Genomic DNA, 25,182 nt, shown 5'->3' on the forward strand with positions numbered 1-25,182 from the left:
CTCTCCCAACCCTCTCCCCTGAAGGGGAGAGGGCTTTCTCAGCGCCTCTTCGATCGCATCCTTGATCGCCTGCGGCTCGGGTAGCCGTCCCGGGCCATATTCGCCGCACGCCATTTCGCCCTCGTCGGGCGCCATCACGGTGATGCCGTCCCCGCGCAGCGTCGCGACATTGCGCCGCGTGGCCGGGTGCAGCCACATGCGGACGTTCATCGCGGGTGCTGCGAGCACCGGCTTGTCGGTCGCGAGCAGCAGCGTCGTCGCCAGATCGTCGGCGATGCCCGCCGCCATCTTGGCGAGCAGGTCCGCGGTCGCGGGCGCGACGACGACGAGATCGGCCTCGCGGCTGAGCTGGATATGCCCCATCTCGACCTCGTCCTTCAGGTCGAAAAGATTTGTATAGACTTTATTCTCGCTGAGTGCCGCGAGCGTCAGCGGGGTCACGAACTGTTCGCCGGCGCGCGTCAGCACGCAGCGCACCGCATGGCCCGACTTGCGGAGCAGCCGGACGAGCTCGATGCTCTTGTAGGCGGCGATGCCGCCGCCGATGATGAGCAGGATTCGGGGTGCGGTCATGTGCCCCAAATATCAAAGATGCTTCGAAAAGCCACGGGTCCGTTGCGCCCCCCAGCTATTATTCGGCGGGTGCTTCGCGTTCTCGGCTGACGCGTTCCGCTAGGCCTCGCTCGCAAGCTGCGCTCACATTGATTCCAAGTCTTTTGGCTTCGAGCAGCAATGCAGCGTCGAGCGTAACCTTCGTGGGGCGTTTGCGACGAGATGACTTGCCTTCTGTCACCATCGGCAAACTCTATGATGCAATGTGCTGCCGGACAAGCGCAGCTTCATCCGAACCAGAGCATTCCCGCCGCAGCCACGGCAGCGCCGGCCAGCGCGGTCAGCGCATAACGCCACCAGCGGCGGCGTTCGCCCTTGTCCCACATCAGCGGAATCTCGGGCAGCGGCGGCGCGGGCGGGGCGCCGCCGGGCTTCGGCAATTGTGCGTCGAGGCGGCGGATGATGTCGGGGATCAGCGCCAGCGTCTTGCCCTGTTCGCGGATGCCGTCGGCGAGCGCGGCCTCGGGGCCGAGTTCGTCGCGAATCCATTCGCGCACGAAGGGGCCGGAGACGTCCCACATATTGATCTTGGGGTCGAGCATCGTCGCGACGCCCTCGACCATCACCATCGTCTTTTGCAAGAGCAGCAGGTGCGGCTGCGTCTGCATGTCGAAATCGCGGGTGATCGCGAACAGCCCATCGAGCATCTGGCCGACCGAAAGCTCGCTCACCGGCTTGCCGCGCATCGGCTCGCCGACCGCGCGCAGCGCCGTCGCGAACTCCTCGACGCTGTGATAGTCGGGGACATATTGCGCCTCGAAATGGATTTCGGCGACGCGGCGGTAGTTGCCGGTGGTGAGGCCATAGAGGATTTCGGCGAGCCAGTAGCGCGCTTGCCGGTTGATCCGCCCCATGATGCCGAAATCGACCGCGGCGATCGTGCCGTCGCCTTTCACGAACAAATTACCCTGATGCATATCGGCGTGGAAGAAGCCTTCGGCAATCGCCTGTCGCAGGAAGGCGTTGACGAGGTTCGCCGCCAGCGTCTCCATGTCGTGCCCCGCGGCGATGAGCTGGTCGCGGTGCGAAATCTTGATGCCGTCGATCCAGTCCAGCGTCATCACCCGGCTCGCGGTGCGGTCCCAGTCGATCGCGGGCACCTCATAGGTCGGCACCCCGACCATCGCGTCGGCGAGTTCGGATGCCGAAGCCGCCTCGCGGCGCAGGTCGAGCTCGCGCAAGGTCCAGCGGCGGAAATTGGCGATCACCTGCCGCGGGCGCAGGCGGCTCGCCTCGCCGCCGAGCGCTTCGAGATGCGCCGCCGCCCATTCATAGGTTTCGATGTCGCGCGCGAACTGCTTGTCGATGCCGGGGCGGCGGACCTTCACCGCGACCTGGCGGCCGTCGGTCGTCACCGCGCGGTGAACCTGTGCGATCGAGGCCGATCCCACGGGTTCGGGGTCGAATTCGGCGTAGAGGCTTTCGAGCGGCGCCTCGAAGGTCTGTTCGATTTCGGCCCTGATGCGCTCGAAACCCACCGGCGCGAGCGCGTCCTGCAAGGTCAGCAGGTTGCGCGCGGCCTCTTCGCCGACGAGGTCGGGCCGGGTCGCAAGCGTTTGACCGAGCTTGACCGCGGCCGGACCGATCGCCTGAAAGGCCGCGGCATAGTCGGGCACCTTCGGCTGGATCGTCCCGAACCGCGCGAGGCGGCACAGGCGCTTGACGCCCGGCGGGGTCTGTGGCGCACTCTCGATCCCGCGCAGCGCGCCGTGGCGCGCGAGGATACGCCCCCATTTCAGCAGGCGGGCGATATGGGTGACGGGTCGGGTCAAGCTTTCCACCCGCTGTGGATCGCGACGAGGCCGCCCATGATCGGCTCCACCTTTACCGCGGTGAAACCCGCCTCGCGGATCATCCGCGCGAATTCGGGCATCGGCGGGAAGCGGCGGATCGACTCGATCAGGTAGCGATAGCTGTCCTCGTCCTGCGCGATCAGCTTGCCGAGCTTCGGCACCAGATGGTGCGAATAAGCGTCATAGGCCTGCGCGAAGCCGGGCCATTCGTTGGTCGAGAATTCGAGGCAGAAGAAGCGCCCGCCATAGCGCAGCACGCGGTGCGCTTCCTTGAGCGCCGCCGGGATGTCGGTGACGTTGCGGATGCCGAAAGCGATCGTATAGGCGTCGAAGAAGCGGTCGGGGAAGGACAGTTTCTCGGCATTCTGTTCCGACCAGACGAGGCTGTCGATGCCGCGCTCCGCCGCGCGTTCCATCCCGACGCCGAGCATATCGGGATTGATGTCGGCGACGGTGATGCTCGCGCCCGAGCGCTCCATGCGGAAGGCGATGTCGCCGGTGCCGCCCGCCATGTCCAGAATCGCCTCGCCGCTGCGCGGCTTCACGCGGCGCACGAAGCGGTCCTTCCACAGGCGGTGCATCCCGCCCGACATCGCGTCGTTCATGATGTCGTATTTGCGTGCGACGCGGCTGAACACTTCGCCGACCATCGCGGTCTTCTCGGTCGCCGGGACCTGTTCGTAACCGAAACTGACGGTGTCGGGGGTAGCCATTTGCCTGCGCTTTCATGCGGGGAGAAACGAAGTCCGACCGGCCTTTAGCCAAGGGTTGAAGCGCAGGCAAATGGCGCGTAGCGCGATCGGCGATATGCCCGAGCTTCCCGAAGTCGAAACCACCGTTCGCGGCCTCGCCCCCTTCCTCGAAGGGCAAAGGCTGACGGCGGTCACCACCTTCCGTCCCGACCTTCGCCGTCCCTTTCCCGCCGACCTCGCGCAGCGGCTGACCGGCGCGACGGTCACCACCCTGTCGCGCCGCGCCAAATATGGCATCGTATCGACCGACCGCGACGATCATATGATCTTCCATCTCGGCATGTCGGGACGCTGGCGGACCGAAGGCGGCGAGGCTGGAAAGCACGACCATCTGCTGCTCGAAACCGGGGCGGGGCACCGCTTGTTCCTTCACGATCCGCGGCGATTCGGATCGGTCGACCTCGTCAGCGGCGATCCGCTGGCGCTGTTCCCGGCGTTCGTGACCCTGGGGCCCGAGCCGCTGTCGGACGATTTCGACGCCACCTGTCTGGCGCGGGCGCTGGCCGGGCGGCGCCCGCCGGTCAAGGCGATGCTGCTCGACCAGACGGTCGTCGCGGGGCTCGGCAACATCTATGTCTGCGAAGCGCTCGCCATGGCGAAGATCTCGCCGCTGAAGCCCGCCGCCGACGTATCGAGGGCGAAACTCGCGGCGCTGGTGCCCGCGATCAAGGATGTGCTGACCGCCGCGATCGCCGCGGGCGGATCGACCTTGCGCGATTTCCTGAGTCCCGAGGGCGATCTCGGCTATTTCGCGAAGGACTGGCGCGTCTATGGGCGCGAGGGCGAGGCTTGCGAATGCGGCGGGACGATTGCGCGCGTCGTACAGAGCGGGCGATCGACCTTCTTTTGCCCGAAATGCCAGCGTTGAGGCGGCTTTGTGCCGCAATAGGCATTGACCGGACGGCCCTTCGTGGCTATGGGCGCACCCTTCGAGCAGGGTCCGGTCGTCCGGAACCGGCCGCATCCGGACATTGATTCGCTGCACCTCGCGCGATTCGGCTGCTCCGATGAGGCTGCGCTCCGACCATGTTGACCGTTTGAAAGACTAGAGGAATTTATGGCCAATACGCCGCAGGCAAAAAAGCGCATCCGCCGCAACACCGCGCGCACTCTCGTGAACAAGAATCGCGTTTCGCGCATCCGCACGCTGGTGAAGAAGGTCGAGGCCGCTGTCGCTTCGGGCGATAAGGACGCCGCGGCGGCCGCGCTGAAGGCTGCGCAGCCTGAAATGGCGCGCGGTGTCGCCAAGGGCGTGCTGCACAAGAATACGGTCGCCCGCAAATATTCGCGCCTGACCAAGAGCGTGAACGCGATCGCCTGATCGATCGTCCCGAAAGGGTACAAAAATGCCCGTCGGCTCGGTGCCGGCGGGCATTTTTTTGTGCGTCCGTTCGTGACGCCGCGATGGCAGTTGTGTTGCAGCGCGGTAAGTGACGGATTTGCTGCGATTCGCTGCTGTCATATTTGTCGTCATAAATAAGATATTGAAAAACATAGGAAAATTGGAGTTCCGACGCGATTCCGACCCCCCTTGCGAGTCAAGATTTTTATTTCAGTATTTTTACACCTGCCGGACTTGATCGACTCGCGCCGCCTTGCCTAGACAGGGGGAGTCATCGGCCTTCGCCGGTGGCCGTCACATCGACATGATTCGCTCTCTTTCGGACTGCGTGTCCGGGACGGAATGCTTGCGTCCTGACGCGGGCGGCGACGAATTCGCGTGTGGACGGCCGCACGAGGAACCGGACGGGGGCAGCGAGGGGGCGGCACGGCGTGATACAAAGCGGGGATCGGCATGGCATGGACGCAAGGAACGGGGCAGTGAGCGGGGACGCCGCTACGCTCTGGCCGCGCGTCGCCGAAGGGCTGCGCCGCGACCTCGGCGCGCGCACCTTCGACCATTGGCTGAAGCCCGTCCGCTTTGCCGATTATTGCACCCTGTCGGGCGTCGTGACGCTCGAGACGCAGAGCCGCTTTTCGGCCAACTGGATCAACGAACGCTTCGGTGACCGCCTCGAACTCGCGTGGCGTCAGCATCTGCCCGCCGTGCGCGGCGTCACCGTGCGCGGCGGCGCCGCCGCCGCCGCCCGCGCCGAGACGCTGGCGACGCAGCCGCTGCCCGCGTTCGAGGCGCCGCCGCCCGCCGCCGCCAACCCCGCCTTGCTCGGCTTCGATCCGCGCCTGTCGTTCGACCGCTTCGTCGTCGCGCGCTCGAACATCCTCGCCGCCAACGCCGCGCGCCGCATGGCGATGGTCGAGACGCCGCAGTTCAACCCGCTCTATCTCTGCTCGGGCACCGGCCAGGGCAAGACGCATCTGCTTCAGGCGATCGCGCAGGATTATGCCGCGGCGCATCCGACCGCGACGATCATCCTGATGTCGGCCGAGAAGTTCATGCTCGAATTCGTCGGCGCGATGCGCGGCGGCGACATGATGGCGTTCAAGGCGCGTCTCCGCGCCGCCGACCTGCTGCTGCTCGACGATCTGCAGTTCGTGATCGGCAAGAATTCGACCCAGGAGGAACTGCTCCACACGATCGACGACCTGATGACGGCGGGCAAGCGCCTCGTCGTCACCGCCGACCGCCCGCCCGCGATGCTCGACGGGGTCGAGGCGCGGCTGCTGTCGCGGCTGTCGGGCGGGCTCGTCGCCGATATCGAGGCGCCCGAGGACGACCTGCGCGAACGCATCATCCGCCAGCGGCTCGCCGCGATGCCGATGGTCGAGGTGCCCGACCCGGTCGTCGCTTATCTGGTCAAGCATTTCACCCGCAACATCCGCGAACTCGAAGGCGCGCTCAACAAGCTGCTGGCTTACGCCGCGCTCACCGGGACGGTGATCGACCTCGCGCTCGCCGAGGACCGGCTCGCGGAAAATGTCCGCAGCGCGCGCCCGCGGATCACGATCGACGAGATTCAGCGCGCGGTCTGCGCGCACTACCGGCTCGACAAGGCCGAAATGGCGTCGAAGCGCCGGGTGCGCGCGATCGCCCGCCCGCGCCAGGTCGCCATGTATCTGGCGAAGGAACTGACGCCGCGCTCCTATCCCGAGATCGGCCGCCGCTTCGGCGGGCGCGACCATTCGACGGTGATCCACGCGGTGCGCACGGTCGAGGCGCTGCGCGTCCACGACAGCGAACTCGACGCCGAAATCGCGGCGATCCGGCGCAGCCTCAACGGCTGATTCACAGCTTTATCCCCAGGGGTTATCTCCGCCGCTGACGGCCTGCTTCGGGGTGGGGAGCGGACATTCGTTTATCCCCTTCCGCCATCCCCGCCTTCGCGGGCACACCATTGTTATAATTCGCTAGAGCGTCGAGCCGTATATCTGACTCACTGTCCCGTTCGTGTCGAGCGAAGTCGAGACACCCATCGAGGTAGAGCAAGGCCGACGGGTGTCTCGACTTCGCTCGACACGAACGGATTGAAATGGTGCGGATTTTAGGCACGTCGCTCTAGAGCTCGAACAGGGCGCAAAAGTTGCTTCAGATGGAAGCAGCTTTCGAGCAAATAACCATTATATCGTACAGCGGGATACGCCGTCTGGTCGCGCTGGCCATCGTGCAAAATACTCGCCCTTCTCATTTCCCGCGTCGAAGCCGGATTTCAAAGGGTGTCAGATATGAACATTTTGGAAACTATCCCTGCCCGATCGAGGATGATAGGACGCGGGAATGGATAGGTTAGCGAACAAGCTCAACTGGTTGTGGAAAGAGCGTAGGCATCGCGCCGCGGCGCGTGCCGTGCTGGATACGCCGCCGATCGTACCGGCCGACGACGGACTCGTCCTGTTTTCGATGATCGGCACGCGCGTGCTGCTGCCCTATCTTGTGGCGGTCAAATCGCTCCACGCGCGATTGCAGCGGGGGCGGGTTATTCTCCTCGATGACGGCACGTTGAGTGCCGGCGACCGGGATCTCCTTGCCAAGCAACTCGGCGAGCCGCACATTCTTCACATCGCAGATGTCGATACGGGCCCCTGTCCGCGCGGCGGAACATGGGAGCGGCTGCTGACGATCCTGGATTTGCGAGCAGCCGATTATATTATCCAGCTTGATTCCGATACCGTAACGCTGGGGGAGATACCGGAAGTTGCAGAGGCCGTAGAAGCCAATCGCAGCTTTACCCTGAAAGGGGAGGCCGATTCCCGCCTCCTCTCATTCGCCGAGATGGCGAGCATGACGGATGACCACGCCTATCTTCATAATCCGCAAGCTCATGTGCAGGGTGCTATCGAGAGCGTGCTCGACCGGGTTGTTCTGCCGGTGCTTGCGAGCCCGCTTTATGTCCGCGGCTGTTCGGGGTTCGCGGGATTTGCGCGCGGGGGCGACGGGCGGGGCTTGGCGGAAGCTTTCTCCGACGAGGCAACGCGCTTGCTTGGGGCGGAACGTTGGGCGCGTTGGGGAAGCGAACAGGTCACATCGAACATGATCATCGCGAACGAGCCCGATGCCCTGTTGCTGCCCTATGATCGCTATCTCAACTTCTGGGATAGAGGGATCTCCCCCGATGCGCGTTTCGTTCATTTCATCGGGACTTGCCGTTATCGGGGCAGCGCCTACATCGACGCGACCCGGGTGGCGATTTCCGCGGGTTAAGGGGATAGGCGCAGCGCCCCTCAGGCCTTTCCGCGTACAAGCCGTATCAGATCATTGACCGTTTCACGCGCAAACAAGAGAAGCCAAAGACAATAGGTCACGCCGCCGGTCGCGACGAGGATCGCCAATCTGACCGGCTGAGGCAATGCGGGCAGCATATGATCGGCCAATCGGGTCACTACGGCCATGAAGGCGGCGGCAAGAATCGGCGCCATGATCGAGCGAATGAACGCCGTTGGACGGATTCCGATGACCGGCAATGATCGGGCGGCGGAAAATGCCAGCAACAGAGGATAGGCTATCAGCCAGGCCCAGGCGATGCCTGCGATCCCCCATCGAGCGCTCACCAGGAAGATCACGGGCATCAAAAGTGCGCCTGCGGCGGCATTGCCAGACCCGATGCCGGGCCGTCCCAGCGCGTCTGTTGCCGGTCTGAGCAGCGTGAACAAGGTCCAGAAAGGCATGGCGAGCGCCAGTGGCAGGAGGAGCGGGACGATCTCCCGCCATTTTTCGCCGAGCAGCGTCAGCACCAGCGGCTCTGCGACGACGGCCAGGCCGAAGAAGAACGGCATTGCCGCGACCATGATTGCACGGGTCGAGCGTTCGAAACCGGCGACAAGTGCGGGCCGATCCCCCTGCATCCGCGAATAGGCGGCGAACGCCACTTCGTTCAACGGCGGAACCACTTTGTTGTTGAATATCTGCGTCAATAGCAGGGCGGTCGTATAGACCCCCACCAGATGCGCGTCGAACCAGCGACCCGCGACCAATATGTCCGCCTGGCTTTGGACGAAACCGAAAAACTGTCCGACCGCCACCAATCCGCCGTAACGCGCGATGGCGCCGGAACCCCGGAAGTCGAAGCTGGGCCGGAACCATGTCCGCGCGGCGATCGTCAACCCTAGCGCCCGCGTCGCGAACAGCGCGATCGGCGCCCAGACGAGAGCCCAGACGCCCCAGCCCGCCAGGGCGCCGCCAAGCGCCACGCCCGCGCCGGCCAGCGCAGAAAGCAGATTGACCTGCGCCTGGCGGCGGAATTCCAGCGTGCGCGCCAACTGCGCATAGGCAAGCGACGAGAAGGGCGTGGTAAGATAGATCAGCGATTGCAAACGCAGCAGATCGGCAACCATCGGTTGACGGTAATAGGCCGCGGCGAGCGGCGCGCAGAGGAATTGCGCCAGGGCCAAGGTCCCGTTGAGTAGCAGCAACAGTCCGAAAATCTGCCGCATCGCCCGCTCGTCCACGTCCTCGCGCTGGATTGCGGCGCTGGCGAGGCCGTGGCCGTTGAGCAGGGTCAGAAGCATCAGCAGGACCTGCGTCAGGGCGAAGAGGCCATAATCTTCGGGCGTAAGGATGCGGATGACAAGGAAGGTGGAGCCCCACGCAATGACTTGCCCCGCGATCTGGGATCCCGACCGCCATACGACCGCGCGGCGAATTTTCCGCGCGAAATCCAGCGGGGCATCCGGTTCCGGAGAGGTTACGGTTTCGCCTGGAAACGTTTCGCCCGCCATGCTCGTTCACCTGCTCCTGTCGGTAGGGAGGTCTTTGCCAGCCATGTTCGTCGTTGATCCGCCGGGTGCGCGTTCGGCCTTGCCGGTCATGTAATCGCCGACGGGGGGGCGGGCCAACGATGCACGGCGGACTTCGATCCACTGCGGCTTGCGTCCGAGCCGCGCGTTGAAGCGCGCGTTGAAGGTCACCGGGTCGGGGCGGGAGGAATCCAGCGCGTCGCCATAGAGCTGCCGCACGGACTTCGGGTCGTAACCCATCGCGTTCAGCAAGGTTGGAAAGATGCGGTAGTGGCTCGATGCGTCGAAATTCCGCCTGGCCGTCGCTGCCCAGTCGCGGGAGCCATCGATGACGACCAGCGGCACCGCACCTTCCTCGCTGGCGGGAGAGGAACTGCAATGGGTGGTGATCCCGTGGTCGCCGCGCTCGTGCAGGTTCTGTCCATGGTCGGATGTGTAAATGATCAGGGTTCCGTCAAGCTGCGCGCTTGCGAACAGTCGATCGAAGAAGCCGCCGACGGTCCACGCGACGGTATTACGATAAGCATTGCGGTAAAGCCGCCAACTTTCGGCGCTGCTGTAGAGATTTTTAGGCAGTCTCGTTTCCGTCACGGCCACGGATTCGTCGCGCGGCAGGGCTGGTCGATAGATTTGTGCATTGCTCGGATATTTGTCGGCCACCGGAAAATGGGCGCCCATCTTGTTGATCAGGATGAAATCGCGCCGCTTGTCGTTGAGCCGTGCGATCAAGGCGTCGGCCGCAGCCATATCGCGGTCCATGACAGGCGTATCGTCGAACTGGATGAAATGATCGATCTTGCGCCTTTCGGCGTCATCCATCCCGTTCTGATAGGCTCCCCCCGTTCGCTGCGCGTCGATATACACCGTTTCAAAGCCGGCGTGCTTCGCATAGTCGAAGATTGACGGCATGACCGCGTTTACCTGCTGATAGGCTTCGCGCGTGCCCCCGTGTCGAAGGGTGAGATTGCTGCCGTAGCTGCAATTGGTGATCGAGGCGGCGATCCCGAAGTTGCTTACTGCGACCCCGGGCGGCGGCGAGGCGAGGCCCGATCGCACCCCCGCGGCGTCGTTGATGTCCAGATATCGCCCTGCGATGCTTTCATCGACGATCAGCACGACGTCGCCTTGCCCCGCTGGCCGCCGCGGCGTGAGTCGTACTGGCTGGCGCGACAATGAGGGCATCGAAGCCGCCTCGACAGTATAGAGCGCCGCATAGGAGGTCCCGACCCAGGCATCCGGCAAACCTCGCGCACCTTCCCCGCCACGAATGAAGAGTAGGCCGGAAAGCATGGCCAGTCCTGCAAATGGGGCCAAAGCGATGACTGGCCCCGGCGCACGCAGCTGCGGCTCCGGTTTCAGCCCGACAGCGATGAAAAGGAGCAGGGAACTCGCCGCTGCCCAGGCGATCGCTTCGCCATATTGCGCCGTCGCATCACCGGCGAAACCTACCGAGTGAATCATCGTGATGAAGGCGTCATAGCTCATGGCATCGCCGGTGGCTGTTTGAAAGCTGGCCACGACCAAAGCCGCCAGCGCGAGAATGGCGGCCCATCCCCACCGCAGCAAAGGCTGCCGGATGAAAGCCGCGCTCCACAGGCAAGCGAACAGGATGCTATAGAGTCCCGCGTAGAAGAGAAGCTGCGGCGACACCCCCAGCATCGCCATACGTGCCGCGATCTCGGGAATCCCAAAGGCAAGGGCGAGGAGCAGCAGCCCTGTCTTTATCAACGCTCTCGCCTTAGCCGCTTCCATGTTCCCGCATCTGTTTCCATTATGTGCACGACAGGCCCAGCTAGCAGCCAAATCTTGAGATTTCGTCTCCCCTGGCCGTTCGCTCGCCGGAAAGATCGTCCTGCATCCCGGGGCCAAGCACGGTGAGGTTCATGCGACCCTCCATGGCTCGCTCATGGGCATCCTTGACTTCGCCAGCGACAGCCCGCGACTCTGCCCGGCCCGGGTTATAGCAAAGATGTCCCCGCCTTCGCGGGGATGACGGGAGACGGTCCGGAACGCAGCATTCCAGGACCTTCGCGCAGAGGCGCAGGGATCGCAGAGGGGAAAGCGCCTTGCCTTTGCGATCTCTGCGCGAATCTATTTCCAGGCCGCCTCGCAGCCATAACAGTTCCGGTCGCGGGCGGCCCTTGCGAACCATCGCCCCGGCCAAAAGGAAAAGGGGCGGGAATGACCCCGCCCCGATCGTCCATCGCTGGTTCCGCGACCTCAGTCGCCTTCGCCCGGTTCGGGCGAGAAATATTTGTCGAACTTGTCTTCGACGCCCTTATACTCGTCGGCGTCGGCGGGGCTGTCCTTCTTGACCGTGATGTTCGGCCATTCGGCGCTGAACTTGTTGTTCACTTCCAGCCATTTCTCGAGGCCGCTTTCGGTGTCGGGCAGGATCGCCTCGGCCGGGCATTCGGGCTCGCACACGCCGCAGTCGATGCACTCGCTGGGGTTGATGACGAGCATATTCTCGCCCTCATAAAAACAGTCGACCGGACAGACCTCGACGCAGTCCATATATTTGCAGCGGATGCAGGCGTCGGTGACGACATAGGTCATGGATAGCGGCTCCCTTCGGGGGCGGCTTCGCGCCGCCGGACAGTCATGGCTCGCCTCTAAGCCGCGCCAATACGACGCGTCAACGCAAAGCGACAGTTGCGAATCACTCTCATTGCGTAGCGGAAAGGCGGCGCTTTCGCACGACAGCTTTTCCTGCGGCGCGGATAGTTCAACTGGACGCAGCGGGCGTCCCGGCGTCGAGCTTCAGATAGCAAGCCTGCGCTTCAGGGGCGGGGCCGCGGCGCTGCGGCAGCGCGAGGAGGCGGATCACCTCGATCCGCTCGCCGAGCGGCAGCACCAGCGTCGCGCCCGCGTGGACCGCGGCCGAGGGGCGGGTGACGCGGCGCCCGTCGAGCCGGATATGCCCCGCGGCGACCATCGCCTGCGCGAGCCCGCGCGAGCGCGCGAAGCGCAGATACCAGAGCAGCTTGTCGAGCCGGATGCTTCCCGCGGCGCCGGGGCTCGCCATCAGCGCGCCATCAATCCTTGCGGGCCTCGGCCAGCATCGCGGCGAGCCCGGCGAAGGGGCTGTTGGGCGATGGGCCGCGACGCGGCCGGTCGGGGCGTGGGGGGCGCGGGCCGGCGGCGTACGGCTTCGGCGGCTTGCCGGGCTTCCCGCGCCGGGCTCGCTCCTGCTGGGCGCCCTGCTTGGCGGGCGGGCGAGAGCGTTCGTCCGCTACCGCCGACCGCGCCGCCACTTCCCTCTTCTCGTTCTGCTTGCCGCGCTTGCGGCGCCCGTTCCTGTCGGGCGTCTTGAGGCCCGACCAGCGCCAGCGCTGCAAGGCGGGGTCGCCGACGCTCCGAAACCCGAAGCTGCCGAGCAGCGCGCGCCGCGCCTCCTCGTCGAGGCCGAGCGACGTGGCGAGCGCGGGGTCGATCGCGAAGCCCGGCGGCGGCGCGGCATGGACGTCGTCGCCCGGCTCGTCCTGATGATGCTCTTCGCCGCCCGCGACGGGCGAGGTCGGCGGCGCCGCTGCCTGGATGCGTGCGGCGTGCGCCTGGCGCGCGAGCTTTTCCGCCATGTCGATGCGCAGCCAGCCCGAGGCGCAGCGGCGGAAGCCCGCGATCCGGAGTCCGGCATGATTGCCCGTTTTCTGCAGCACCGCGCCCTGCGGCGGCAGCGCCGGAACCGGCTCGCCCTGTTGCGCGGCGAGCAGCGCGGCGCGCCAGCGCACCGCCTCGGGCTTCAGCAGCTGGTGGTGGAAGATGTCGAGCGAGCCGATGGTAAGGCCGAGCTTCCGGAGCAGCGGCCGCTCCTCGGCGGTCATCGCGGCGAGCTGCGCCTCGACCGCGGCGCGCGGGCTTGTGCCGCCGCCATCGACGAGCGCGGCAAGCAGCGCGCGGACGCGCGGCGGAGTGAAGAGGTCGCCGGCCGCCTCGCCCATCGCTGCGAGCGGCGCGGCGTGGCGCGCGAGCTGCTGCGCGACGAAGGCCTGGAGTCGTTCGGCGATCGCCTGCACCTGCTGCGGCTCGAACCGGCGGAGCGCGGCGTCGATCTGAATCGCCGGCTGGACCAATGTCGGCCCGCGCGCCAGCGTCGCGACGCCATGGCCGTGCCAGGCGAGGCGCGGCGGCGCTCCCGCTTCGCTGACCAGCGACAGCGCCTGATCCTCGCCCGCCGCGAGCGCCGCGGCGCGGCGCGCCAATTCGCCGCTGAGATGCTTTTCGGCGGCGGCGAGCAGCAGGCGATGATCGCTCGCGCGGGCGCGCGCATCGACCTTGAACTGGAATCCGCTCAGCGTGCCGATCGCCTCGCCGTCGACCGCGACGGTGCCGTCGGCGGCGACCGCGACGGGCAGCGCGGTGTGGCGCTGGCCCGCGTCGCGGAGCAGCAGCGCGAGCCGCCGGTCGACGAAACGCTGGGCGAGCGCGGCGTGCAGCGCGTCGGACAGGCGCGATTCGAGGTCCTGCGTCCGCTCGGTCCAGCCCGCGCCGCCTGCGATCCAGTCGCCGCGCTGGGCGATGAAGCAAAGCGTGCGGACGGCGGCGATGCGGCTCGCGAGCTGATCGATGTCGCCGTCGGTGTCGTCGAGCCGCGCGAGGCGCCGCGCGAACCAGTCGGGATCGACCATCCCGTCGCCGCTGGTGCGTCCTTGCCAGAGCTTGAGGACCGTGCGGCTGTGATGTTCGGCGCCGAGCTGTTCGAAATCGGGAAGGCCGCAGACGTCCCACAGGCGCTGGACCGCTTCGGGCTCGCCGCCGCGCATCCGCACCTCCATGTCGCCCGCGAGATGCCGCAGCACCGCGATATCCACCGCCTCGGGCGCGGCGCGCAGGCTCGGCTGCGCGGGCGGCAGCGCGAGATCGGCGAGCAGCGTTTCGAGCGTGTCGAAGCGCGGCGCCGGGTTGCGCCAGAACAGGCTGGCGAGCGGCGGGAAATGATGCCCCTCGATCGCGGCGATCTCTTCGGGCGTGAAGCCGCCTTGCGGGGTGCCGACGGTGCCGAAGCTGCCGTCCTGCTGATGCCGCCCGGCGCGCCCGGCGATCTGCGCCATTTCGGAAATGGTCAGGCGGCGCAGACGGCGACCGTCGAATTTCTGCAAGGACGCGAAAGCGACGTGACTCACGTCGAGGTTGAGCCCCATGCCGATCGCGTCGGTGGCGACGAGATAATCGACCTCGCCCGCCTCGAACATCGCGACCTGCGCGTTGCGGGTCTTGGGACTGAGCGCGCCCATGACGACCGCGGCGCCGCCCGAGAAACGGCGCAGCATCTCGGCGATCGCATAGACCTCCTCGGCCGAGAAGGCGACGATCGCCGAGCGCCTGGGCAGCCGCGACAGTTTCGAGGTGCCGGCATAGCTCAGCGTCGAAAAGCGCGGACGGGTGACGATCTCGGCCTCGGGCGCAAGGTCGCGGACCAGGCCGCGCAGGCTTGCCGAGCCGAGGATCATCGTCTCCTCGCGGCCGCGCGCACGCAGCAGCCGGTCGGTGAAGACATGGCCGCGTTCGGCGTCGGCGCCGAGCTGCGCCTCGTCGATGCCGACGAAAGCGACGTCGCGCGTTATCGGCAGCGCTTCCATCGTGCCGAGGAGGTAGCGCGCCTCGGGCGGCATGATCCGCTCTTCGCCCGTCACCAGCGCGACCTGCGCCGCGCCCTTGATCGCCACGACGCGATCATAGACCTCGCGCGCGAGCAGGCGCAGCGGAAAGCCGATCATCCCGCTCGAATGGGCGGTCAGGCGCTCGACCGCCAAATGGGTTTTGCCGGTGTTGGTGGGGCCAAGGACGGCCTTGACCGGGCTGGAAGAGAATGCCGTCATCGTCTTTGCCCCAAGCTGGCATGACGCGCGCGGCGGCGCAACAGGGGATCGACGAAGGGCGGCGATTTCGGTCTCTCGCTGTCAATCGTCGGCTCTGCGGCCCCGGCCCCGGCGTGCGCCGCCGGGGATCGGATGGATCATGCCCCGGCCTTCTCCCTTGCGAGGGCGAGCAGCGCGTCGATCGCGACATGGCGTTCGAGTTCGGCGGCGATCGCGTCGAGCGCGCCGTCCACCGCGGCATGATAATCCACGCCGCCGCCGACGCCGCCGAGGCGGGAGAGCAGGGCGCGGCGGAAATCCGCGCTCGCGAGCAGGCCGTGGACATAGCTGCCCATCACGCGGCCGTCGGCGCTGATCGCGCCGTCCGCCCGGCCGCCGATCCGCGCGAAGGCGCGCGCGGTTCCGGCGCCCGCGGTTTCGCCCATATGCATTTCATAGCCGCTGATCGGCGCACCGAGCGCGGTGCCCGTCACCGCGCAAAGAGTTTTGGCGGACGCCAGCCGCGTTTCGACGTCGAGCAGCCCGAGTCCAGCGGCGCTTCCCGGCGCGCCCTCGATCCCGTCGGCATCGACGATCATGTGTCCGAGCATCTGATAGCCGCCGCATAGCCCCAGCACATGGCCGCCCCGCCGGACATGCGCCCGGATGTCGATGTCCCAACCCTCCCGATGCAGCGCCGCGAGATCGGCGATCGTCGCTTTCGATCCCGGCAGGACGATGAGCGCCGCTTCGGCGGGAATCGGCTGTCCCGGCGGCACCATCACCAGCCGCACGCCGGGTTCGAGCTTCAGCGGGTCGAGATCGTCGAAATTGGCAATGCGCGGCAGGACCGGGCAGGCGACGACGATCGCGCCGTCGGGCATCGCGCCGGTGCGTTCGAGCACCACCGCATCCTCGCTCGGCAGATATTTGACCGCGTCGAGCCACGGGATCACGCCAAAGCCGCGCCAGCCCGTGCGCCGCTCGATCTCGCGATAGCCGTCGTCGAACAGCGCGGGATCGCCGCGAAATTTGTTGATCAGGAAGCCGCGAATCATCGCGGCGTCGCCGGGATCGATCACCGCCTTGGTCCCGACGACCGACGCGATGACGCCGCCGCGATCGATGTCGCCGACCAGGACGACCGGAACCTTCGCCGCGCGCGCGAAGCCCATGTTCGCGATGTCTCCGCTGCGCAGATTGATTTCGGCGGGTGAGCCCGCGCCTTCGACGATCACGAGGTCGCATTCGGCGCGGAGCCGGGCATAGCTTTCCAATACCTCGGCGAGCAAAGGCCCGCGCGCCTCGCGGAAATTGGCGGCGTCGAGCGTGCCGCGCACGCGGCCGTGGACGATCAATTGCGAGGTGCGATCGGCTTGCGGCTTCAGCAGCACCGGGTTCATGTCGCTGTGCGGTTCCACCCGGCACGCGAGCGCCTGCAGCGCCTGCGCGCGCCCGATTTCGCCCCCGTCGACGGTGACCGCGGCATTGTTCGACATATTCTGCGGCTTGAACGGTCGCACCCCCAGGCCACGATTCGCGAGCGCGCGGCAGAGGCCGGCGACGAGCACCGATTTGCCGACATCGGAGCCGGTCCCCTGCAGCATCAAAGCGCCCATGCCATGTCTCCCTTCATCATGGGCGGTGCCAGTCATGCACCTGGGCGCACACGCCCCAACGTCGTGATCGTAGGCCGGTCGCCGCCGTTTTCGATCCGCGCGTCGATGCCATAGACCGCGCGCAGCAGGCCGGGGGTCAGCACCGCGCGCGGGGTGCCGTCGGCGACGATCCGGCCGCCATCGACGATCAGCAGCCGGTCGCAATAGCGCGCGGCCATGGTGAGGTCGTGGAGCACCGCGATGACAAGCGCGCCCGCGTTGGCCTCGGTGCGGAGCAGGTCCATCGCGTCGATCTGGTGCCCGGGGTCGAGGCTGGCGAGCGGCTCGTCGACGATCAGCGCGGGCGCCTCGACTGCGAGCGCGCGGGCGAAGAGGACGCGGGCGCGCTCGCCGCCCGACAATTCGGTCGCGATCCGGTTCCTGAGCCCCAGCACCTCGGTGCGCGCCATCGCGCGCTCGATCGCGGCGGTGTCGGCGCCGGAGAGGCGCGACATCGGTGCGAGGTGCGGCAAGCGGCCGAGCCCGACCAGCCGCTCAACGGTCAGCGGCCAATGCAGCACCTGTCCCTGCGGCAGATAGGCGATGCGGCGGGCGAGATCGGCGCGCGGCATCGCGGCGGCGTCGGCGCCGTCGATCCGCACGGTTCCGCTTGCCGGGACGAGCGCGAGCATCGCGCGCGCCAGCGTCGATTTGCCGGCTCCGTTGGGGCCGACGATGCCGGTCAGCGTGCCGGGAGCGAAGGCCGCGCTCGCATCCTCGACCACCGCGCGGTGGCCGAGCGCGACGCCGACCCGTTCGAGCGCGATCGTCACCACAGCCGTTTCTCCCGCATCAGGTGGACGAGGAAGACCGGCACGCCGAGGAAGGCGGTGACGACGCCCAGCTTCAGTTCGTTCGTCGTCGGGATGATCCGCACGCCGAGGTCGGCGAGCGTCAGCAGCGCCGCGCCGCCGATCGCCGAGGGGAGCAGGATCGCCGAGGGGCTGCGGTCGGTGAACGGCCGGATCAGGTGCGGGACGATCAGCCCGACAAAGCCGATCGCGCCCGACACCGCGACCGCGCCGCCGACCCCGATCGCGGTGCCGGCAAGCAGGCGAAGCCGCATCCGCCCGACGTCCACGCCGAGCGCCCGTGCCGCATCCTCGCCAAGGGTCAGCGCGTCGAGCGCGCGGCCGTTCCAGAGCAGCATCGCCATGCCGGTCGCGACGCAGGGCAGCGCGATCCAGACATGCTGGAACGACCGGTTCTCGAGGCTGCCGAGCAGCCAGGTCATGATCTCCATCGCCGCGAAGGGATTCGGCGACAGGTTGAGCGCGAGGCTGGTCCCCGCGACCGCGAGCGTGCCGACCGCGATGCCCGCGAGGATCAGCGTGAGCGGGCTTTCCGAACGCCCCGCCAGCGCGAACAGCAGCGCGAGCGACAGCAGCGCGCCGCCGATCGACAGCAGCGGGAGCGCGGCGGGATGCATCTGCGCGAAGCCGAAATAGAGCGCGGCGACCCCGCCAAGCGCCGCGGCGTTCGACGTGCCGAGCACCGACGGTTCTGCGAGCGGATTGCGCAGATAGCCCTGCAGCGCCGCGCCCGCGAGGCCGAGGATCGCCCCGACCGCGAGCGCGAGCAAGGTGCGCGGCAGGCGGAGGTCGAGAAGGATGATCGTTGCTATCCGGTCGCCGTGCCCGGTCGCCGCCGCGACGAGTCGCGCGATCGACAGATCGACGGGGCCGAAGCGCAGCGACGCGATCGCCGCGACGAGCGTCAGCCCCGCGAGCGCGGCGATCAGCACCGGGCGGCGGATCATCGGCCGCCTCCGTCGATCCGCTCGATCTGGCGCGCGATGCTGCGCGCCGCGTCGGCATAAGCGGGGCTGCCGCAGACGGTCCACGCCTCTGAAACGCTGATCCGCGGAATATCGCGAAGCGCCGGGTGATGGAGCATTTCGCTGCCTTGGTCGGTCACCACATCGGTCGCGCTTTCGACGATCAGGAAATCGGGTTTCGCCGCGACCATCTCCTCGAGGCTGATCTGCGAGAGCGGCGGCTTGCCGAGGATTCTGGCGAGGTTGACCAGCCCCACGCGGCTCATCATCTCGTCGATCAGCGTGCCGGTTCCGGTCATATAGCCACGCCGCTGGTAATAGGCCGCGACCCGGCCGCGACCCGGTTTGCCCAGCCCCGCAAGCTCATGCTGGATGCGGCCGACGAGCGCTTCGCCGCGCTCCGGGTGACCGACCGCCGCTGCGGTCTGATGGATCGAGACATAAATCTGGTCGAGGCTGTTCGCGGTGTCGAGGTCGAGTAGCGGATAAGAGGTGCCGGGCAAGGCGGCGAGCGGGGCGCTGCGGCTTGCCGGCATACCGACGATCAGGTCGGGATCGATCGCCAGTATCTGCTCGGCCGAATTGCTGAGTAGCGGCAGGCCGCGGGCCTGCGCCGCCTCGCCCGACATCTGCGGGTCGGCCGCATTGATCGTCAGCCCCGCGATCTGGCCGCGGTCGGCAAGCGCGAGGACGAGCTGGTCGGAGCAGAGGTTGATCGAGACGATGCGTTTGGGCTGCGCGCGCGCGCTGGGCGCCGCGCCGGGTGCGGCGGCCCACAGCGCCCCCGCGCCGGCGAGCAGGGTCGCCGCCGCCGCGAGGAGCGCGCGCATCATCGTCAGAACCTCAGCCGGACGCCGCCATAAGCGGCGCGGCCATAGACGCCATAGCCGAAGGCGGTCGCATAATCGGCGTCGAATAGATTATCGATGCGGCCGTATATCTCCACATGCTCGCCGACCGGGAAGGAGGCGCGAATAGCGGCGAGCGCATAGCCGTCGAGCGGGACGAGGTTCGCCGCATCGTCGAAGCTGTCGCCGACCAGCGTCAGCGTCGCCCCGGTCGACAGGCCGAACGACCAGTCATAGTCGGCCGACAGGCTGATCGCTTGTTCGGCGCGGCGGGGAAGGCGCTTGCCGTCGAAGCCGGGCCGTCCCGAACGGTCGCGGGCGTCGATATAGGAGTAAGAGGCGGTGACGTTCAGCGCGTCGACCGGCCGCAGCGCCAGCGTCGCTTCGACTCCCTTGGCGCGGGTGCGGTCGATATTGCCATAGGTAAAGGTGGCGTTGTCGTAATTGATCTGGTCGGTGGTGTTGCGCAGGAAGGCGGTGAGCGACATCACCGCCCGCCCGTCCGCCAAGCTCTGGTCGATACCGAGGTCATAGCTTTTCGACCGTTCGGGCCGCAGCGCCGCATTGCCGCTGAAACTGTCGTAGAGCTGATAGAGCGACGGCGCCTTGAACCCCTCGCCATAGCTGGCGCGGAAATTGGTCGCGCCGCCGTTGGGCGAGTAGTTGGCGTTGGCGCCGAAGGTCGTCGCGCCGCCGAACTGGCTGTGGTCGTCGTGGCGCACGCCGCCGGTCAGCGACAGGCCGGCGAACGGCTGGACGATTCCCAGCGCATAGACGCTGTCGATGTTCGCGCGCTCGCTGGCGGTCGATCCGAAGCCGAAGAAATCATAGTCGGGGCGTTCATGCTCATAGCCGAAGATCAGCTTCGCCTGCTCGATCGGGGCGACGACGCCCTGATATTCGAAGCGCAGGTTGCTCCCCGAATAGCCGTAATCGGGGGCGGTTCCACGCACGAAATAATAGTCGCGATCGTTGCGCAGCCAGGTCACCGCTGCGCGGCTGGTGAAGCGGCCGTCGAACAGCGCGAGGTTGAGGCCCGCATAGCCGACATATTGGTCGAGCTTGGCGATATCGGCGCTGTCCGCCGGGGGGCCGAAGAAGCTGTCATAGTCGAGATCGGCATGGATATAATAGCCGCGCAAGTCGAGGCTCAGCGCATCGCCGAGCGCGACCTTCAGCCGCGCATTGCCCGCGAAATTCTTATAACCGTCCTTTTCGGTGCCGCTCGCGGCCGAGGAGATGCCGTCGGTGCGGAACCAGGCCGCGCCGATGCCGCCCGACACCGCGCCCGCGGTGCCCGACACGTCGGCGCGGGCGCTCGCCGTGTCGCTATAGCCATATTCGGCCGCGGCGTTGGCGGCGAACCCTGTGGCGGGGGTGGCGGTCGTCAGGCTGACCACGCCGCCGATCGCCTGGCTGCCGTGGACGACCGAGTTCGACCCGCGCAGCACCTCGATCCGGCTGATGTTGCCGGTGAGCAGCGGGCCGAAATCATAGCCGTCGCCGATGCCGCTCGGGTCGTTCACCTTGACGCCGTCGATCAGCACCAGCGTCTGTGTCGTCTCGGCACCGCGCAGCGATACGCCCGTGGCCGATCCGGTGCTGCCGGTGCGGCTAAACCGCACGCCGGGGGTGGTGGCGAGCAGATCGACGACGTCGATCGTCTGGCGCCTGGCGATCGTGTCGGCGTCGATGATGGTGATCGCCTGCCCCGTTTCGTCGCGGGGCTGCTCGATGCCCGAGGCGGTGACGACGATATCGTCCGGCAGCGGGCCGGTCTGGGCAAAGGCGGGCGTGGCCGCCGCCGATGCGAGCAGGGAAAGGATGACGGGTTTCAACATTATAGAGTCCTCCGACGCCGGCAACGAAGGCGGGGCCTGCCGAAACGCGCGCGCGTTCGACCGATTCCGGGACCGGCGGGCGGCGCGAAGGCCCTGGGTCCCGAAACCGAAGCGGCTCCACCGCTTGGTCGTCGCTCGACGGAATTCTCCGTGCCCCGGCCTTTCCCTGGACCTGAGGCATAAGCGACCCACACCGGCAGGTCTCCTGGCTCGCGGGTCGTCGCTTGACGCACGCCTTCCCGGGACGGATCCCAGTGGCTGCCCCGGACGGGTCCGGGGCGGTGCGTCGCGCTCGCCGCTTACAGTTGCAGGGACAGCCGCGGATTCAAAGGCAGGGCCTTCTCACCGCGTTCCCTTTTAAGCCCCTTGCGGGGCACCGGCGCGATCATGCGGGACATCGCCCCGCGCCGCCGCCCATAGCGGGATGCGGCAATTTGGCAACCGTGGAGTTGCGGCCCCATCCGTGCCTCCCCCTTGAAGGGGGAGGCAGCGAGACTTGCGAACTTGTTCGCTAGTCGCAGCGGAGGGGGCGTGGCCTCGGCCTGACGGCGGCGCGATGATGCACCGTTGCTTCCCCCATCCAACTTCGCCTAATCGCTTCGCGATAAGGCTGCGTATCCTTCCCCCTTCGAGGGGGAAGGGGTTGCCCGATCACCCATCGGGCTTCCACGCGCGGTAGAAGATGTCGACCGCGTCGTCGATTTCGGCGGCGAGGCGGTCCAAGTCGCGGCCTTCGGGCAGGCCGAGCACCGCGAACTGATAGAGGCCCGACTGGCAGAGGCCGGTGAAATGTTGCACCGCGCGGAGTGGATTGCCCATGCGCAGTTCGCCGCGCGCCATCTTTTCGCCGACCCATATCGCGGCGCGCGCCTTGCCGCGGCGCGGGCCGCGATCATAGAAGGTCTTGGCGAGGTGCGGAAACCGCTCGGCCTCGCCGACGACGAGGCGGAACAGCGAAAGGATCGGCGTCGCGGTGAGCTTGGTCATCAGCAGATTGCCGAAGCGGCGCAGCACCTCGGGCACCGGCTCGTCGAGCGGCAGGTCGACCGCGAGCGCGTCGCCATATTCTTCGACGATGCCGTCGACCACCGCCTCGAACAGATCCTCCTTCGACGGAAAATAGCTCCACAGCGTGGTTTTCGACCCGCCGACCTTGCTGGCGATCGACGACATCGTCGTCCCGGCATAGCCGTTGGTGAAAAAGGCCTCGCGCGCCGCATCGACGAACGCCTTGCGCCGCGCGGCCGCGGCGTCGTCCAAAGGCGCCGTACTGTCTGGTATCATTTCGATTGACAACGCATTCTCCAAGGTCCAATGACACATGATACCAGCTAGTATCGTTGGATTCCATGCCTTATCGAAATCTCCCCTCCCCATTGATTTTGGGCGCCGTTTTCGGCCTGCTTTCGGCTTGCGCTACTGTTCCCGACCTCGGACCCAAGCCGGCTCCGGCCGCAGCCGGGTCGTTCGAGTCGGCGGCGAGCTTCGCCGACGCCGCGGGCGCGTGGCCCGTCGAGGGCTGGTGGCAGGGCTTCGGCGACGCCCAACTCGACACGCTGATCGCCGAGGGGCTGAAGGGCTCGCCCGACATGGCGACCGCCGCGGCGCGCGTCCGCGCTGCCGAGGCGCTGGCGCAGCAGGCAGGCGCCGCGCTGCTTCCGCGCGTCGGCGTCGAAGGCAGCGCCGGCGGCACCCAGCAGAGCAAGAATCTGGGTATTCCGCCCGCCTTCGTTCCCGACGGCATTCAGGATACCGGCCATGTCGCCGCGACCTTCAGTCTCGATTTCGACCTGTGGGGCAAGAATCGCGCGGCGCTCGCCGCCGCGACCTCGGAGGCCGAGGCGGCGCGCGTCGATGAAGCGCAGGCGCGGCTGATGCTGACGACCGGAATTGCCTCGGCCTATGCCGATCTTGCGGGTTATTACCATGCGCTCGACGTCGCGCAGGAAGCGGTGCGCGTGCGCGGCGCGAGCGCCGAACTTTCGGGCCGGCGCGCCGCGGCGGGGATCGAGAATCAGTCGGCCGAGCGCCAGGCGGAAAGCCGCGCCGCTTCGTCGCGTGCCGATGTCGCCGCGCTCGAGGAAGCGATCGCGACGACGCGTCACCGGCTTGCCGCGCTCGTCGGCGCCGGGCCCGACCGCGGCCTGTCGATTACGCGGCCGTCGCTTGCTTCGCCGGGGATCGGCCTGCCGCCGCAGGCGGGGGTCGACCTCGTCGGCCGCCGTCCCGACATCGTCGCGGCGCGGCTGCGCGCCGAGGCGGCGGCGAAGCGGATCGACGTCGCGCGCGCCGATTTCTATCCGAACATCAATTTGTCGGCGCTCGTCGGGCTCCAGTCGCTCGGCCTTTCGAACCTGTTCAAGTCGGGGTCCGACTATGGCAATTTCGGCGCGGCGGTCAGCCTGCCGATCTTCGACGGCGGGCGCTTGCAGGGCCGTTATCGCGGCGCGCGCGCCGATTTCGACGGCGCGGTCGCCAATTATGACCGCACGCTGATCGCGGCGCTGCGCGACGTCGCCGACATCGTCACGAGCCGCGCGGCGACCGGGCGCCAGCTTGCCGAACGCCAGGACGCGCTCAAGGCCGCGACCGACGCGGCGCGGCTTGCGGGCCTCCGCTACCGCGCCGGCCTGTCGAACCAGCTCGAACAGCTCGTCGCCGAAGACAGCATGACCCAGCTCGCGCGTCAGGTCGCCGACCTTCAGGCGCGCAGGCTCTCCCTCGATATCGCCCTGATCCGCGCGCTCGGCGGCGGCTACCAGACCCAGACAGGAGAATGACGATGGCCGACGATACGGCTGCGGCAAACCCCCAAACTTCCGAAGCGGCTCTCCCCGAACCCGCGTCCCCCGAAAACGGCGCGGCGATGGCGAAGCGCAAGAAGCTGCTGCGCATCCTCGCGATCGTCGTCGTGTCGATCGCGGCGCTGTGGGGCATCTGGTATTTCCTGACCCAGGCGGGCCGCGTGTCGACCGACAATGCCTATGTCGGCGCCGACTCCGCGACGGTGACCGCGCTCGTCCCGGGCCCGGTCAAGGCGGTGCGCGTCAGCGGCACGCAGGTGGTGAAGAAGGGCGACGTCCTCGTCATCCTCGACGACGCCGACCAGCGGATCGCGGTTGCCGATGCCGAAGCGGCGCTGCGCCAGGCGCGCCAACGTTACGGCCAGTCGAGCGCGAATGCCGATGCGGCCCGGGCGCGGGTGAGCGCGCGCGGCGCCGAGATCGCGCAGGCGCAGGCGCGGCTCCGCGATGCCGATGCCGCGGTGGCCAAGGCGCGCGCCGAACTGGCGCGGCGCGAAAGCATCGCGGGCACCGGCGCGGTGTCGGCCGAGGAACTGACCGCGGCGCGCACGGCGCTCGCCTCGGCCGGTGCGGCGCGCGATCTCGCGGCAGCGGGGATCGCCTCTGCCGAGGCGACGCGCGGATCGGCGAGCGGCGACCTCGGCGCCGCCGAAGCGGTGGTGCGCGGCACGACGATCGACACCGCCCCCGACGTTGCGGCGGCGCAGGCGCGGCTCGACAAGGCGCGGCTCGACCTCGAACGCACGGTGATCCGTGCGCCGGTCGACGGCGTCGTCACCAACCGGCAGGTGCAGGTGGGGCAGCGGATCGCCGCGGGCGCGCCGATCATGATCGTGGTTCCGATTGCGACCGCCTATGTCGATGCCAATTTCAAGGAAAGCCAGTTCAAGCGCATCCGGCTCGGCCAGCCGGTCGAGCTCACCTCGGACTATTATGGCGGCGACGTCGTCTATCGCGGCAAGGTGATCGGCATCGCCGGCGGCACCGGCGCCGCCTTTTCGCTGATCCCCGCGCAGAATGCGACGGGCAATTGGGTCAAGGTCGTCCAGCGCCTGCCGGTCCGCATCGCGCTCGATCCGAAGGAGCTGAAGGCGCACCCGCTGCGGGTCGGCCTGTCGATGGAAGCGACGATCGACACGCGCGGAAACGATTGATGTCCGGTTTCGA

21 protein-coding genes and 1 riboswitch are annotated in these 25,182 nt (G+C 67.4%); of the genes, 6 read left to right on the top strand and 15 right to left on the bottom strand.

Annotated features, from left to right (window positions below; genetic code table 11):
* The 4 genes from OJI97_RS12600 to OJI97_RS12615 form a co-directional block, all read right to left on the bottom strand.
* The coding region (locus OJI97_RS12600) for a flavoprotein (RefSeq protein WP_297663957.1) at positions 1 to 573 on the bottom strand (573 nt) is incomplete at its 3' end.
* A gap of 58 nt (positions 574 to 631) precedes the next feature.
* A complete protein-coding gene (locus tag OJI97_RS12605; RefSeq protein ID WP_297663959.1) occupies positions 632 to 796 on the bottom strand; it encodes a type II toxin-antitoxin system CcdA family antitoxin in 165 nt (54 codons plus the stop codon).
* A 43-nt stretch (positions 797 to 839) separates the two neighbouring features.
* Positions 840 to 2,384, bottom strand: a complete 1,545-nt coding sequence (gene ubiB, locus OJI97_RS12610; protein WP_297663961.1) for a 2-polyprenylphenol 6-hydroxylase — start codon at positions 2,382 to 2,384, stop codon at positions 840 to 842.
* Entirely contained in the window at positions 2,381 to 3,118 is a 738-nt protein-coding gene (locus OJI97_RS12615; RefSeq protein WP_297663963.1) for a class I SAM-dependent methyltransferase, read from the bottom strand. Before OJI97_RS12615 ends, ubiB begins: the two co-directional genes overlap by 4 nt.
* A 94-nt stretch (positions 3,119 to 3,212) precedes the next feature.
* Between OJI97_RS12615 and mutM the strand changes: the two genes are divergently transcribed.
* The 4 genes from mutM to OJI97_RS12635 all read left to right on the top strand — a co-directional run bounded on the left by mutM (position 3,213) and on the right by OJI97_RS12635 (position 7,754).
* Entirely contained in the window at positions 3,213 to 4,025 is an 813-nt protein-coding gene (mutM, locus tag OJI97_RS12620) for a bifunctional DNA-formamidopyrimidine glycosylase/DNA-(apurinic or apyrimidinic site) lyase (RefSeq protein ID WP_297664003.1), read from the top strand.
* Between the two features lie 189 nt (positions 4,026 to 4,214).
* Positions 4,215 to 4,478, top strand: coding sequence for a 30S ribosomal protein S20 (gene rpsT / locus OJI97_RS12625; protein WP_297663965.1), 264 nt, complete (start codon positions 4,215 to 4,217; stop codon positions 4,476 to 4,478).
* 500 nt (positions 4,479 to 4,978) lie between these two features.
* Positions 4,979 to 6,340 (top strand): chromosomal replication initiator protein DnaA, encoded by a 1,362-nt coding sequence (gene dnaA, locus OJI97_RS12630; RefSeq protein ID WP_297663966.1) that lies wholly within the window; start codon positions 4,979 to 4,981, stop codon positions 6,338 to 6,340.
* Positions 6,341 to 6,899: 559 nt separating this feature from the next.
* Entirely contained in the window at positions 6,900 to 7,754 is an 855-nt protein-coding gene (locus OJI97_RS12635) for a hypothetical protein (protein ID WP_297663968.1), read from the top strand.
* Between the two features lie 20 nt (positions 7,755 to 7,774).
* Here OJI97_RS12635 and OJI97_RS12640 read toward each other — a convergent pair whose 3' ends face one another.
* From OJI97_RS12640 to OJI97_RS12690, 11 genes are all read right to left on the bottom strand, one after another.
* Complete coding sequence (locus OJI97_RS12640; protein WP_297663970.1) at positions 7,775 to 9,268, bottom strand: lipopolysaccharide biosynthesis protein; 1,494 nt, start codon at positions 9,266 to 9,268, stop codon at positions 7,775 to 7,777.
* A gap of 6 nt (positions 9,269 to 9,274) precedes the next feature.
* Positions 9,275 to 11,038, bottom strand: coding sequence for a sulfatase-like hydrolase/transferase (locus OJI97_RS12645; protein WP_297663972.1), 1,764 nt, complete (start codon positions 11,036 to 11,038; stop codon positions 9,275 to 9,277).
* A 468-nt stretch (positions 11,039 to 11,506) separates the two neighbouring features.
* A complete protein-coding gene (gene fdxA, locus OJI97_RS12650) occupies positions 11,507 to 11,845 on the bottom strand; it encodes a ferredoxin FdxA (RefSeq protein WP_297663974.1) in 339 nt (112 codons plus the stop codon).
* Between the two features lie 169 nt (positions 11,846 to 12,014).
* Positions 12,015 to 12,314: an RNA-binding S4 domain-containing protein gene (locus OJI97_RS12655; protein ID WP_297663976.1), complete on the bottom strand. Its 300-nt coding sequence runs from the start codon at positions 12,312 to 12,314 to the stop codon at positions 12,015 to 12,017.
* A 10-nt stretch (positions 12,315 to 12,324) separates the two neighbouring features.
* A complete protein-coding gene (locus tag OJI97_RS12660) occupies positions 12,325 to 15,108 on the bottom strand; it encodes a helicase-related protein (protein WP_297663978.1) in 2,784 nt (927 codons plus the stop codon).
* A 137-nt stretch (positions 15,109 to 15,245) separates the two neighbouring features.
* Entirely contained in the window at positions 15,246 to 16,706 is a 1,461-nt protein-coding gene (locus tag OJI97_RS12665) for a cobyric acid synthase (RefSeq protein WP_297663980.1), read from the bottom strand.
* A gap of 32 nt (positions 16,707 to 16,738) precedes the next feature.
* The gene (locus tag OJI97_RS12670; protein ID WP_297663982.1) at positions 16,739 to 17,521 is read right to left on the bottom strand and encodes an ABC transporter ATP-binding protein; all 783 of its coding nucleotides are present in this window, start codon (positions 17,519 to 17,521) and stop codon (positions 16,739 to 16,741) included.
* The gene (locus OJI97_RS12675) at positions 17,515 to 18,504 is read right to left on the bottom strand and encodes an iron ABC transporter permease (RefSeq protein ID WP_297663984.1); all 990 of its coding nucleotides are present in this window, start codon (positions 18,502 to 18,504) and stop codon (positions 17,515 to 17,517) included. The genes OJI97_RS12670 and OJI97_RS12675 overlap by 7 nt, the downstream gene beginning before the upstream one ends.
* Positions 18,501 to 19,355, bottom strand: a complete 855-nt coding sequence (locus OJI97_RS12680) for an ABC transporter substrate-binding protein (RefSeq protein WP_297663985.1) — start codon at positions 19,353 to 19,355, stop codon at positions 18,501 to 18,503. Before OJI97_RS12680 ends, OJI97_RS12675 begins: the two co-directional genes overlap by 4 nt.
* Positions 19,356 to 19,357: 2 nt before the next feature.
* Complete coding sequence (locus OJI97_RS12685; RefSeq protein WP_297663987.1) at positions 19,358 to 21,211, bottom strand: TonB-dependent siderophore receptor; 1,854 nt, start codon at positions 21,209 to 21,211, stop codon at positions 19,358 to 19,360.
* Between the two features lie 177 nt (positions 21,212 to 21,388).
* Positions 21,389 to 21,607, bottom strand: a riboswitch (cobalamin riboswitch).
* 255 nt (positions 21,608 to 21,862) lie between these two features.
* Positions 21,863 to 22,471 (bottom strand): TetR/AcrR family transcriptional regulator, encoded by a 609-nt coding sequence (locus tag OJI97_RS12690; RefSeq protein ID WP_297663989.1) that lies wholly within the window; start codon positions 22,469 to 22,471, stop codon positions 21,863 to 21,865.
* Positions 22,472 to 22,560: 89 nt separating this feature from the next.
* On the opposite strand from OJI97_RS12690, the gene OJI97_RS12695 reads away from it, so the two are divergent.
* Together OJI97_RS12695 and OJI97_RS12700 are read left to right on the top strand one after the other, a co-directional pair.
* A complete protein-coding gene (locus OJI97_RS12695; RefSeq protein WP_297663991.1) occupies positions 22,561 to 23,991 on the top strand; it encodes an efflux transporter outer membrane subunit in 1,431 nt (476 codons plus the stop codon).
* Between the two features lie 2 nt (positions 23,992 to 23,993).
* Positions 23,994 to 25,169, top strand: a complete 1,176-nt coding sequence (locus tag OJI97_RS12700) for an HlyD family efflux transporter periplasmic adaptor subunit (RefSeq protein WP_297663992.1) — start codon at positions 23,994 to 23,996, stop codon at positions 25,167 to 25,169.
* The last annotated feature ends 13 nt before the right edge of the window (positions 25,170 to 25,182 follow it).

The sequence above is a fragment of the Sphingopyxis sp. genome (assembly GCF_025869345.1).
Taxonomy (GTDB): domain Bacteria; phylum Pseudomonadota; class Alphaproteobacteria; order Sphingomonadales; family Sphingomonadaceae; genus Sphingopyxis.

Coding starts and splice junctions, on each gene's coding strand:
- OJI97_RS12605 (WP_297663959.1), bottom strand. CDS start 796: ATGGTGACAGAAGGCAAGTCATCTCGTCGCAAACGCCCCACGAAGGTT.
- OJI97_RS12615 (WP_297663963.1), bottom strand. CDS start 3,118: ATGGCTACCCCCGACACCGTCAGTTTCGGTTACGAACAGGTCCCGGCG.
- mutM (WP_297664003.1), top strand. CDS start 3,213: ATGCCCGAGCTTCCCGAAGTCGAAACCACCGTTCGCGGCCTCGCCCCC.
- rpsT (WP_297663965.1), top strand. CDS start 4,215: ATGGCCAATACGCCGCAGGCAAAAAAGCGCATCCGCCGCAACACCGCG.
- OJI97_RS12640 (WP_297663970.1), bottom strand. CDS start 9,268: ATGGCGGGCGAAACGTTTCCAGGCGAAACCGTAACCTCTCCGGAACCG.
- OJI97_RS12645 (WP_297663972.1), bottom strand. CDS start 11,038: ATGGAAGCGGCTAAGGCGAGAGCGTTGATAAAGACAGGGCTGCTGCTC.
- fdxA (WP_297663974.1), bottom strand. CDS start 11,845: ATGACCTATGTCGTCACCGACGCCTGCATCCGCTGCAAATATATGGAC.
- OJI97_RS12655 (WP_297663976.1), bottom strand. CDS start 12,314: ATGGCGAGCCCCGGCGCCGCGGGAAGCATCCGGCTCGACAAGCTGCTC.
- OJI97_RS12660 (WP_297663978.1), bottom strand. CDS start 15,108: ATGACGGCATTCTCTTCCAGCCCGGTCAAGGCCGTCCTTGGCCCCACC.
- OJI97_RS12665 (WP_297663980.1), bottom strand. CDS start 16,706: ATGGGCGCTTTGATGCTGCAGGGGACCGGCTCCGATGTCGGCAAATCG.
- OJI97_RS12675 (WP_297663984.1), bottom strand. CDS start 18,504: ATGATCCGCCGCCCGGTGCTGATCGCCGCGCTCGCGGGGCTGACGCTC.
- OJI97_RS12680 (WP_297663985.1), bottom strand. CDS start 19,355: ATGATGCGCGCGCTCCTCGCGGCGGCGGCGACCCTGCTCGCCGGCGCG.
- OJI97_RS12685 (WP_297663987.1), bottom strand. CDS start 21,211: ATGTTGAAACCCGTCATCCTTTCCCTGCTCGCATCGGCGGCGGCCACG.
- OJI97_RS12695 (WP_297663991.1), top strand. CDS start 22,561: ATGCCTTATCGAAATCTCCCCTCCCCATTGATTTTGGGCGCCGTTTTC.
- OJI97_RS12700 (WP_297663992.1), top strand. CDS start 23,994: ATGGCCGACGATACGGCTGCGGCAAACCCCCAAACTTCCGAAGCGGCT.